This is a genomic window from Providencia hangzhouensis, assembly GCF_029193595.2.
Classification (GTDB): domain Bacteria; phylum Pseudomonadota; class Gammaproteobacteria; order Enterobacterales; family Enterobacteriaceae; genus Providencia; species Providencia hangzhouensis.
In genome coordinates this window covers 666064-677632 of record NZ_CP135052.1, presented here as the reverse complement: position 1 = coordinate 677632, position 11569 = coordinate 666064, and the positions used below count along the sequence as shown (strand labels likewise).

10 protein-coding genes are annotated in these 11569 nt (G+C 39.8%); 2 read left to right on the top strand and 8 right to left on the bottom strand.

Features of this window, described 5'->3' with window-relative positions; all coding sequences use genetic code 11:
* Nucleotide 1: 1 nt before the first annotated feature.
* From PZ638_RS02880 to PZ638_RS02870, 3 genes are read right to left on the bottom strand one after another with little or no spacing between them, the layout of a single operon-like run.
* Nucleotides 2–1570: an alpha/beta hydrolase-fold protein gene (locus PZ638_RS02880; protein WP_272674256.1), complete on the bottom strand. Its 1569-nt coding sequence runs from the start codon at nt 1568–1570 to the stop codon at nt 2–4.
* 58 nt (nt 1571–1628) lie between these two features.
* Nucleotides 1629–2243: a DUF3156 family protein gene (locus PZ638_RS02875; protein ID WP_272525544.1), complete on the bottom strand. Its 615-nt coding sequence runs from the start codon at nt 2241–2243 to the stop codon at nt 1629–1631.
* Nucleotides 2218–3708, bottom strand: coding sequence for an APC family permease (locus PZ638_RS02870; protein ID WP_094962716.1), 1491 nt, complete (start codon nt 3706–3708; stop codon nt 2218–2220). Before PZ638_RS02870 ends, PZ638_RS02875 begins: the two co-directional genes overlap by 26 nt.
* A 397-nt stretch (nt 3709–4105) precedes the next feature.
* On the opposite strand from PZ638_RS02870, the gene PZ638_RS02865 reads away from it, so the two are divergent.
* Nucleotides 4106–4771: a helix-turn-helix transcriptional regulator gene (locus PZ638_RS02865; RefSeq protein WP_094962715.1), complete on the top strand. Its 666-nt coding sequence runs from the start codon at nt 4106–4108 to the stop codon at nt 4769–4771.
* A gap of 163 nt (nt 4772–4934) precedes the next feature.
* Here the strand turns inward: PZ638_RS02865 and PZ638_RS02860 are convergent, their stop codons facing one another.
* The 4 genes from PZ638_RS02860 to PZ638_RS02845 form a co-directional block, all read right to left on the bottom strand.
* A complete protein-coding gene (locus PZ638_RS02860; protein WP_144141070.1) occupies nt 4935–6428 on the bottom strand; it encodes an aldehyde dehydrogenase family protein in 1494 nt (497 codons plus the stop codon).
* Between the two features lie 28 nt (nt 6429–6456).
* Nucleotides 6457–6825: a cupin domain-containing protein gene (locus PZ638_RS02855; protein WP_096865186.1), complete on the bottom strand. Its 369-nt coding sequence runs from the start codon at nt 6823–6825 to the stop codon at nt 6457–6459.
* Between the two features lie 50 nt (nt 6826–6875).
* Entirely contained in the window at nt 6876–8180 is a 1305-nt protein-coding gene (locus tag PZ638_RS02850; RefSeq protein WP_112307778.1) for an NAD(P)/FAD-dependent oxidoreductase, read from the bottom strand.
* A 338-nt stretch (nt 8181–8518) separates the two neighbouring features.
* Nucleotides 8519–9262 (bottom strand): helix-turn-helix transcriptional regulator, encoded by a 744-nt coding sequence (locus PZ638_RS02845; protein ID WP_004905785.1) that lies wholly within the window; start codon nt 9260–9262, stop codon nt 8519–8521.
* A 264-nt stretch (nt 9263–9526) separates the two neighbouring features.
* On the opposite strand from PZ638_RS02845, the gene uriH reads away from it, so the two are divergent.
* On the top strand, nt 9527–10471 hold the full coding sequence (uriH, locus tag PZ638_RS02840; RefSeq protein WP_094962712.1) for a uridine-preferring nucleoside hydrolase UriH: 945 nt from the start codon (nt 9527–9529) through the stop codon (nt 10469–10471).
* A gap of 44 nt (nt 10472–10515) precedes the next feature.
* On the opposite strand, the gene PZ638_RS02835 is transcribed toward uriH, so the two are convergent.
* Nucleotides 10516–11502, bottom strand: a complete 987-nt coding sequence (locus PZ638_RS02835; protein ID WP_096865187.1) for a glycosyltransferase — start codon at nt 11500–11502, stop codon at nt 10516–10518.
* Nucleotides 11503–11569 lie beyond the last annotated feature (67 nt).

Here is an 11569-nt window from a genome sequence, read left to right as displayed (position 1 = left end):
TTTACCATTGTGACGCAAGTTGGTTTGTTCCCTCATAAAGCGTTTCACACCAAGAAACGTAGTCGTGCCCGCTAGGGAGTTCAATGGCATCAACTTGATAACCTTTATGTTTTAGAACATCGAATAACCGGTAGTGGTTTTGAATAATTCCCCCCCAACTACCACGTTGTTCAAAAAGGCCAGCCTCAAGGAAAAAACGGATCGGTTGTGTTGGCATCATTTCGATTTCACGAATCAACCATTCAGGGTCTTTATCCTTCGGAGCCCACCAATAAGATCCTGACATGCTAATGACATTACCGAAAATTTCAGGATGCTGTAACGCATTCCATGTCGCCCCAAGCCCTCCATAACTGGAACCCGCAATAATCGTATGGCTTGCAGGTGCTTGAATTCCCATTTCCGCGAGTTGGGGCATAAGTTCATCCGCCAGCAACTTAGGAAAGGCATCATTAGGAGGAAGCTCATCACCACGACGCGCTGAATTGATGCTATCCACAAATACAATATTCATAGCAGGAAAATTCCCCTGATTTATCCACTTATCAAAAAATTTCTCCATCTGATAGTCTTTCAGGTAAATTTGTCCATCTAATAACACCAATAGCGCCGGAGCTTCCATTGGTATATTAGGCTGATAAACCGTTATTTTTCTTTCGTTTTTTAATACCTGGCTCGTCAACGTAAATGTCTCTAAACGGCCTTTAATCTGCCTGTTTTCTACATCAGGGAAGTGACATTGGCGTATGTTCGGTACCAATGATAACAACGAAAAACGGTTATATTTATCTACGCGTTGCGAAGGAATAACATGAGAATTATAAGGATCAGACTGCGCTGTGACTAAAATCGCTTTACGTTGAGCAAAGCCGCCCTCAGGCACAGAAGGTATATCCGGTGCAATTTTATATTGTGATAACGTATCATTAGGAATGATAAAAGAACGATACCAAATATCCGTTCCCGCCAAGTGGGCCATTCTTTCGTGATTACCTGACGGCGCCCCTAGAATATAGGCATTTGCTTTCGCGCCACGCCAAAGAAATGTCACGCGTTTTTGTCGATTTGAAAACGCTTCAACCAGAGGGGTTCCTTGCGCGGCGACAGCTTGCCAAAATGCGCTTGTATCACCATTTTGATAATGTTCATCAAGCAAACTTTGTAGCATCGGGCTAATAGGTTCATTATCTTTTTTAATGGCTAAAGGCTGGTACTGGCTGATGTCAAACTTTAATTGCCAAGGTTTACCCGGCTCACCATTCAACACTAGATAATAAACCCCATTTTCTGATACTACATAATCCGCGCTATGGGGCTCTTGTACTGAACCATACTCTTGCAATGCACGCACTGGCTGCTTATTGGAATCCAATAACAGGACCTTGGAAAGACCTTCACCACGTTGTTTTATAAAATCTTGCTGTGATACTTCAAAAGATAAGCAACTATGACCTTCGCTATCATGCACCCCTTCAGCAAAGGAAAGCTCAGATAAACGTATGCAGTCAGAATGCGTTGCCATTGCAGCAGATGACAACAACATACAACCTAAAAGAGGCAAAGATTTCACATCAAATTCCAGCAAGTCAATTGATAATAATTATTACTATCAAAAAACTCTTTTAAACTCAATGGCTCACAGCACGTTTTTCCATCAGTTGGTTAATTAACTGCAGCGCACTCAATAAATAATAACGTTGTTTTTGTATTAATCTCAAATAACGACGAGTCGCTGGGATGCGGCTCACCATTTCTGATGCCGTATAAGGCTCTATTTCACAACGCCAACGGCCACTGCTAAACTCTATCTTGCAATGATTAAATTCCAGCTCTTCTAATGTTTGCCGAATAACGGGGTATTCATTCAACCACTCGATAACTTTATGACCATCCATTTGTTTCGATACGAAATGGATATGTTTTTTCTTTATACTCCCACGGGTTTTTACTTCAATTGTTGCATTGATATCATTAGTACACTGGCCAGATACCGCAAAGCGGCTATATACGATAAAAGCGAGAAACAATTTTCTTGGTCGCTCAGTTACCTCAATGGTTAGCTCAGGCTGAGGCTGTACAAGGAGCACTCCGGGTGCTCCCCACTCACATGTATAAGGCGCCATGTCCTTTTCAACACGGTTAAGTGTCAATCCTGTTTGATATCCGGCAGGCAAACGTTGCTGAGTGAGCTTACCGATTCTTTCCCACAAAGATGGTTTAGGCGAGGTTACGTAATGGCTCAAGTTGGCCTCCTTCCATTTCTTCATCAGCAAAGGAATTCGATAAAACGGATTCAACATCTACAGGTTTAAATGGGTTAACTTTCTGTACGAAAACAGTCCAAATTAATGCATATCCTGCTGTTAAACCTAACATAATGGCAAAGGGAATATAGACATCCGACTTATTCATGCCAGGAGGAGTGATATACACAATAGCTAAAATAATTCCGACACTCGAAATAATTTGCGGTATAGGGAAAAAAGGCGAACGATAGGCACGATGTAAGTCAGGTCGACGAATGCGCAATAACACCACTGAAATCGTTACCAACAAGTAAGCCGTCCCCCAAGAACACACCGCCGCCAGTACCAATGGAATAATACGGTCAAGGTCACCTTGAATAGCAAAAGCATGCAAACATGGGATCATCACGGCGACTAAAATACCGAATACCGGGGTTTTGAAACGCGGGTGTAAATAAGCAAAAATGCGTGGTAATGCCCCATCAAGCGCCATTCCATAAAGAATACGAGGTACCGCTGCCATTAACGTATTAATGGTTGCTCCACCAGCCAATAATAATGCGACACCTATCCAATACTTCCCAAACTCGCCCATGACAATTTCAGCGAATGCAGGGATTGCCATCGGTGTTTCAAGTAAGCGTGTGCCTGTTTGCGGGTCAACGACCACATTTTCCACTTGGTTCGCTAGAGCTGCACCGAATAACACCATACAGAGTGCGACGCAGAATAAACCCGTGGTCATCGCGCGAGGGATCACCTTGGCAGAATTTTTAATTTCAGGCGCCATTGGAGTAACAAGTTCACAACCAACAAACATAAACATTGCCATCCCCACAAAACTAAGGATGAGCGTTGGATCCGTATTAAGTGGCTGACCGAACCAGCCGTCCATATCGACATGAAACGGCAACATCAAACCGCTCACACTAAAAATCACTAACGTAGACCACATGGCGAATGTCAGTACAACCTCGACCTTACCAAAGGCCTCAATACCAAATGCATTTAAAATCCCAAACGTGACAACTAATCCCACGCCGACCATCCAAGATGAATTACTGGTCTCTAGGACAGTATTGAGATGCTCAAAGTTAACGAGCGCCATAATTCCTGAAAGGATCGTTTCGGCAGTTCCTGCAAACACATGCACAATCAAATAAGCCGAAAGTGCGCCAGTTATCGCCCAAAAACGCCCCATTCCACACGATATATAGTCATATACCGACCCTGAAGTTGGTAGAATAGCCGCAGCCTCCGAAAATGTGGTTAGCTGAGCTTGCATCATAATGAAGCTGAATAACACCGCTAGGGCGAATGTATCACCACCAATACCGAATCCACTCGTAACGGTTAAAATAACGGGGCTAGCCATAATCAAGCCGGCAGAACTCGCCAATGTGGTCGGAAAGCCAACTTTCCCTTTTTCTAAATGTGTCGACAATTTTGAGGATAAATTCATTTTACATCCCTCTCACTCTCTACCCAGTCATGAATGTGAATTTTTTGTAAAAACAAAGTAACTACATATCCACTATAGAAATAAGCCTAAACAGGCTGCTATCGTCCTAAAGAACGATACCTAGAGAGAGGGGAAATAAAATGCAACTCGCGAAAAGTACCCATATTTTGAAGGGCAAAAAAAATAATCAAAGTAATATCAATATGTAGCAAATAAATCACTCATTAATATATTAATAAATAACTCCCTAAAGATACCAAAAAGCACCAAATCAATATTTATGGGGTTTTCATCAGTTTTAAATACTGTAATCAACTTCACGTTATTAATATGTTTATTTTATGTTAACTTCATTAAGAGGCATGATAATAATTCGATTAATACGCAAGGGAATATGATGACTTCACCATTATTCGAGCCTCATCAACAAACATTAATTGATTGCTGCCTAAATACCATTGCTCATATTATTCCGGTTTCCGCATTGGTGTATTACCTCGTGAATGATCATTGCCAGCCAGATAACTACGTTCTTCATGGGATCTCAGCAAAAATGCACGAAGAATATCTCACTTATTTTCACCAATTAGACCCTTTGCACCCTGACCATTTTCGCAGTGATGACTTACGCTTAGTGAGAATGGATTCTGAAATACGCCAGCAAAATCAGGCTTTTTTCCATGATTTTATGCAGCCAAATAACATGGCTGATATGGCAGAAATATTTATTCGCCGTAAAAATAAAATTATTGCGGGGATTTCGGTGCTGCGAGACAGCCCATTTAGCCAGCAAGAAATCATGCGATTAAATGCTATCTTGCCTGTCGCTGAACTAATGACATTCGATGTGTTACCCGACTCGCTAGTGTCTTATACCCCTAAAGAACAAGAAATCATCCATTTAGTACGGGAAGGCGCAAGTAATAAGCGAATTGCATTATTATTGGGAGTTTCACTATCAACAGTGAAAACCCACTTACGCAATATCTTCACTAAAGCGAATGTGACGAACCGAACCGAGCTTGTATCATCAGGGTTTATCATTCGCCAAGAAAAGCTCTAATTTGTTTAACGACCACCTACGGCATCTATTTTCATCGCTTTCTCGACAATTAATCATTATCCACCTTCTTCATAACTCACGCTTTTACTTTTCCTGTATTGAAATACAAAAAAAACCGGCACGATGGCCGGGAAATGTTGATTAATTAAATATAAATCGAACACTAATAACGCACCATGACAGATTTTAACTCTGTGTAATACTCAATAAAGGCGCTACCAAATTCACGGCCAATACCCGATGACTTAACACCACCAAATGGGACTGCTGGGTCAAGGAAGGTATGCATATTCACCCATACGGTTCCCGCTTCAATGCGCGAAATCATACGCATCGCTTTACTGAGATCATTTGTCCATAAACTCGCAGCTAAACCAAATGGAGTGCTATTCATCATCTCAATAAGTTCTTCTTCATCATCGTAGCTTAAGAAAGTCCCTATTGGCCCAAATGTTTCCTCTTTCATCAATACATCATTTGGGCTATTAGCACGAATAATGGTTGGAGGCACAAAATACCCAGCACCTGCAATGGGCTGACCACCATAAATAATTTCACTGCCATCTTGGCGAGCTTTTTCAAATAGACCTAAGATTTTTTCATAATGCGCTTTATTTGCCAACGGCCCCATTTCGGTTGTTTCATCTAATGGAGAACCCACTTTCATCGCAGACAAACGCGTTTTTAGTTCTGCTAGTACTTCATCCATCAATTTAGAGGGAATATAGAACCGCTCAGCAGCCGCACAAATTTGTCCTTGATTTAGATATCCCGCTTCAATAATCCCATTAACAATTTTTTCAACCGGTAGGTCAGCTAAGAATGCAGCGCCGTTTTTCCCACCAAGTTCAAGTGTGACTCGGGTTAATTTACCTTCCATCGCTGAGCGCCCTACCGCCAGACCTGTTGGTACTGAACCCGTAAATGTCACTTTAGAACAAAGTGAATGATGAATCAGTGCAGGCCCAACTTCACGACCACCACCATTCACGATATTAATTACACCGTCAGGTACCCCTGCCTCTTTTGCTAATTCCACCACCCTTAGCATAGTTAGCGGGGTAAATTCACTTGGTTTCAACACAATCGTGCAACCGCATGTTAAAGCGGCAGCTAATTTCCAAATGGAAATCATGATCGAAAAATTCCAAGGAATGATACCGGCGACAACGCCAACGGGTTCACGCTGAGTAAATGCAGAATATTTCTCACCATTAAAAGAAGGCAATGAGACATTCAATGTCTCTCCACTGATTTTTGTCGCCCAACCGGCAAAATAACGCAAGAACTGGGCAGATGAGCCCACTTCAAGAAAACGAGATAATTGAATGGTTTTACCTGAACATAACGTCTCTAGCTGGGCTAATTCTTCAAGGTGTTTTTCAAGTAGATCAGCAAGGCGGTTTAAGCAATTCCCTCTTTCCATTGGTGTGGTATTTGCCCAAACCCCTTTAAATGCGGTATGAGCCGCATCCATTGCGGCATCAACTTCGGCTAAAGTCCCTTCTTTTACTTTAGCAATAACCTGTTCAGTGGCAGGGTTAACAACATCAAAAAAAGTATCGCCCTTGCCAGAAACCGGTAACCCGTTGATAAAATGGCCGTGTTGACGCTTCAAGAACTCGCTGACTTCTGGTAATAGGGTTAACTCACTCATTGTTATAACTCCACTCAATAGAAACTAATTAGGCATTTACACAAGCTAGGTAATGTTTTACGAAGCGTGGTGTATCAATTTCCCATAAAACTTCAGTACCTTTCGCAGCAAACCATGTATCGCCTTTATGGTATTCAACCGTCACACCAGTTTTCACATCCGTTAACTTCACCGAACCTTCATGGACTGTCGCCATTTCATCAAATGGATACACCATCTTGAACTTACCTTTAGTGCAAGCAAAAATACCACAGGTTAGATTATCCGTTGGTTCACCGTGGATCATCGCAACACTCGCTTGAGGGTCGCCTTCAACAACCACAGAACCTAAATTTGTCACGCTACCAATATTTAATAGTTCTGGCAGTGGTTTGTTTAACAGTAATGGACTAATCATAATTTTTTACCTTTAATCGATTTAAATAAACTAGTTAGGCGGATAACGAATTAACGGCGACCTTGCCAATAACCGGATGTTTGATGCATTATTTTTGCCAGTGAAACAATCACATTACGCATGCTATCTTTACCAATAATATTGGCGTGCGGGATAGAACTCATTAAGTCATAACGATGAGAACCTTCTACCATCCCTTCAGCCAGGACTTTGCACACAATCTGGCTAGGCGTAACACCAAAACCTGAATAGCCCTGCGCATAAAACACATTTTTATGTTGTGGTAATGAGCCAATTTGTGGAAATAAATTTGCACTACATGCCATTGGTCCACCCCAAGCTAATTCAATTTTGACATCTTTGAGATAGGGAAAGACTTTTAGCATTAGGTTACGATTCCATGCTTTAAGGTCAGATGGAATGTATTCAAGAAAATGCGTTGAACTGCCGAATAATAGGCGATTTTCATTCGTCACTCGGTAGTAATCAATAACTGGACGAATATCACTATAAGCTCCACGGATTGGGCTAATTTGCTCGATCAATTCATCAGGCAGCTCTTCCGTCATTAATTGATATGCATAAGTATTAATGGTCTTAGGGTAGATCGTCGGCTCAAGGCCATTTAAAAATGAATCACAAGCCCACAGCATTTTTTGTGCTTTGACCGTTCCCATCGCAGTTCTAACCTTGATGGTATTACCATACTCAACATTTAATACTTGGCTATTCTCAAATATTTTAGCGCCATATATTTCACTAACCGCTTTCGCTTCACCTAACAATAAGTTCAATGAATGTACATGCCCACCGCCCATGTGTTTGATACCACAGGTATAAGCATCAGAACCAATAATCTGTTTTAGTTCTGAGCCACTGTAAAACTCAATTTCTTCCTCAGGATCGACAGACTTGAAATCTTTTAGCCAACTACGCAAGGTCTTTTCTTGGCGCTTATTGCTTCCTAAGTATGCATAACCACGGCAAAAGTCTGCATCAATATCATATTTAGCGATGCGATCACGCATGATCCCTGCGCCCATATTACTGAGTTTAAAAATTGTTTCTAAACCCTCTGGCCCGACATATTTTTTAATTGCATCGATGTCATGACCAATACCCGCCATCACTTGGCCGCCATTACGCCCTGAGCCACCGTAGCCAAGATGCCGTCCTTCCAAAATAGCGATATTGGTAACCCCTTTCTCACACAACTCAAGTGCGGTATGGATCCCAGAAAAGCCGCCACCAATAATCACGACGTCAACATCAAGATCTTCCTTTAATGTAGGAAAACGTAAGTCATATTTCTTAGTCGCAGCATAATAAGTTAATGATTCTACTTGGTTATTCATTATGGATACCCTGTTTAGTATCTTTCGATAACCTGATTATCTTAACCTTACATTAACAATTACATATCCCTTTAGGGACATTCGAAACATAAAGTTAACAATTGTGATGCAAGTAGAATATTTAAATAATAATAAAATTTATAAAATCAAAAAATATAATATTATAAACAATTAGTTATACAACCATTACCATATTAATAATGATGATTATTAATTGAATTTTAGTTTATTAAGATCATCTAGATAAAAACAAAAAAATAACGCAGCAATAAAAAAGATAACAGCCATAAAACACTTTTAAATCATTAGGTTAAAATAAATATAAAAACACATTATACTTAGCTTAACCTATTCATTAATAAGTTAAATAATTCAACCTGTGAATTAATACTTAATTTTTGATAGATATTCTTACGGTGATTTTTCACTGTCCCTAAACTAATGAAAAGTGCCTGTGCAATTTGTGGTGAACCTTTGCCCGCTAAGATTAATTCGACAACTTCACACTCTCTCGGTGTTAACCCAAATCGTGTTTGCATGTCTGTATTTTGGTAGTGATTCGACACCGAAGAAGGAGAAACATCTTTATGAAGTTTGACCATGCTACGAATGATATCGAAGGCATCTTTAAGTGGCGCTTGCGTATATTTTTCCGAGAAAAAAGGCCTATCTTCATTACCAAAAAAAATACCTAACTGCCTATTAGTTGAAATATCTAACAGCAACCCTGCCTCATCGCACCACCCTGTTTTACGATAAAAATTGAGATAATAGTCCGTATGATAAAATCCTTTAGGTGCGAGTTCTTTTAGTGTTAATACTTTAGAAGCCCCGCCTTTTTGGATTTCTTGGTAGAATGGGTCCATTAAATACGCACCTCGTTGATAGATTCTGTTAATACTGTCGCTATTACGGCGCTCTACTTTGGAAAGAAATCGAGGTGGAGCTCCTTTTTCAAAGGAGTAAACAATCGCATTATCGAATGCAATAAGTGAAGACAACCATGATAATAAATTAGGATAAAACTGATTAGTTGCAACAGAATCAATAACATCAGGTAATCTTTCTAGATAGTTCTCCATTCTGCCTCCTCAATCATTAAGTCGTTAATAAAACCATCTGGGCGGTTTCATTTATATTGCTTAAAACTACATAAAGAACACATTATCTTTATAAACTCAACACGATTGTTATTAATATGTTAATCACATCACTCTCCATTAGTAACCCTAATGAATAATTTCATTACATTAGTATTCACAAAAATAGAACTTACATCACATAAAAATAAATATATCCATATATTATGTCAATTAAACGTAAATAACCTAATAAATGGAGAAATAATGTCTAACAATAAAATTATTATCGATTGTGACCCCGGCCACGATGATGCAATGGCAATTTTCTTAGCATTAGGCAATTCAAATATAGAGTTACTTGCGGTAACTACAGTCGTCGGAAACCAAACGTTAGATAAAGTCACTCATAACGCACGCGCAATTATGGAATTCGTTAGTGCAAATGATATCCCTATCGCTGCAGGTTGCTCTAGGCCACTAGTGAGAACAATACAGACTGCGCCAGAAGTTCATGGTACAACAGGCCTTGACGGTACTCATCTCCCCGACCCCAAGCTCCCTATTGATCAGCGCCATGCTGTTGACCTAATTATTGATACACTCAAATCACATCCGCCTAAAACAATTACTCTCGTTCCTATTGGGGGGCTAACAAATATTGCTTTGGCAGTGAGAAAAGCACCTGAAATTGTAGAATTAGTAAAAGAAGTTGTTTTAATGGGAGGAGGCTACCATACAGGCAATCGAACTGCAGTCGCTGAATTCAATATCCTTATAGACCCTGAGGCTGCTCATATTGTGTTTAATGAAACTTGGCCTATCACTATGATTGGGTTAGATCTTACACATCAAGCAAGGCCAGACGACCAAATAATGGAAACAATTGCAGCGTTAAACACACCTGTAAGTGATTTTGTTGTTGAATCCCTAAATTACTACACTGCAGGTTACCGCAGACGTAATGGCTATACTAACCATGCCCCTGTCCACGACCTATGTGCTGTTGCTTATGTTATCGACCCATCCATAATGGAAACGATTAAAGCTCCGATTGATATCGAACTGCAAGGTGCTTTAACAACGGGTATGACGGTGACTGACTTTCGCCACCCCGCTAAAGCAGATTGCCACACACAAGTCGCTACAAAGTTAGATAACCCAAAGTTATGGGATATGTTTATTGCTTCTCTAAAGCAATTAGCAAAATAGAAACAAAAAAGGTAGCCTATAAAAATAGCTACCTTTTCAGTAAATTATGATTTGATAATTTCTTTTAGTTTTGTGTAACGTCTAATTAATCGCCATTTTAATTTTACTGTAGTTGCATGCGCCCACACAATTTGCCAATAACCCTTATCAAAAAATAGTTGTACCATTTCCTTCTGTACATCTGGTGATTTGATAGCTAATAGCGCTTGAATCACCCCTAAGCCTTCCTTTCCTACCTGCCATAAACAAGCAGGGGCTTGCTTAACTTGTTCAGGATAACGCTGGTAAATATTTAACAGCATATCAATAATCTTCAAATAGGTTTTTATCTTACGGACTGAGCGCTCATCACCACTCAATGAGTGTGAAACAGATTGGTTATGGATTAAATATCGATAATATTGTTCATTAATAAATTGCACGCGCTTCGCCACGAGCAACACTTCTGTTGTCCAAGGAATGTCTTGGTGATGTAATTTGGGCTCAAAGAAAAATTTGTGTTGGCGCAACATGTCTAAACGATATAAATTCAGCCAAGTTACATGCAAAAACTTGCGTGAACTTAAGCCAATTTCAAGCCACTCAGGGCCTGAAATCACCCCAGTTGACGGGACTTTATTCGGTGGGAAAATTGCCTTTGGAGCATCGCCATTAGTATAAACATAAGTCCCATTACAAGTTGCAACATCGAGGTCATTTGATAATGCGATTTCTAATAAACGTCCGTACATTTGTGGGCTAATTTCATCATCAATATCAGGAAATGTAATGTATTTTCCCGTAGCCTCAGCCATCCCCGTATTACGAGCAACTGAGACACCTTGGTTTTCTTGATAAAGCACTTTCAAATGTACAAATTTATCTGCATAAGACTTAATGATATCTTCACTTTTATCTTTAGAGCCGTCATTTACAACGATCAGCTCCCAATTTTCTAGCTTTTGCGCAATTAAGCTATCAAAAAACTGAGGTAAAAATTTTTCACCATTATATACAGCAACGACAATACTCAAAACTGGCTGAGAAGACATGTATTAACCCTATACCTATCTATTAAAATTTATTTATAAACTAAATAATTAAACCGAATATAAAGTA

Bases quoted from the DNA above. Each gene is read 5' to 3' on its own strand.
- PZ638_RS02845 (WP_004905785.1), bottom strand. From the start codon at position 9,262: ATGGAGAACTATCTAGAAAGATTACCTGATGTTATTGATTCTGTTGCA.
- PZ638_RS02855 (WP_096865186.1), bottom strand. From the start codon at position 6,825: ATGATTAGTCCATTACTGTTAAACAAACCACTGCCAGAACTATTAAAT.
- PZ638_RS02865 (WP_094962715.1), top strand. From the start codon at position 4,106: ATGACTTCACCATTATTCGAGCCTCATCAACAAACATTAATTGATTGC.
- uriH (WP_094962712.1), top strand. From the start codon at position 9,527: ATGTCTAACAATAAAATTATTATCGATTGTGACCCCGGCCACGATGAT.
- PZ638_RS02870 (WP_094962716.1), bottom strand. From the start codon at position 3,708: ATGAATTTATCCTCAAAATTGTCGACACATTTAGAAAAAGGGAAAGTT.
- PZ638_RS02835 (WP_096865187.1), bottom strand. From the start codon at position 11,502: ATGTCTTCTCAGCCAGTTTTGAGTATTGTCGTTGCTGTATATAATGGT.
- PZ638_RS02860 (WP_144141070.1), bottom strand. From the start codon at position 6,428: ATGAGTGAGTTAACCCTATTACCAGAAGTCAGCGAGTTCTTGAAGCGT.
- PZ638_RS02850 (WP_112307778.1), bottom strand. From the start codon at position 8,180: ATGAATAACCAAGTAGAATCATTAACTTATTATGCTGCGACTAAGAAA.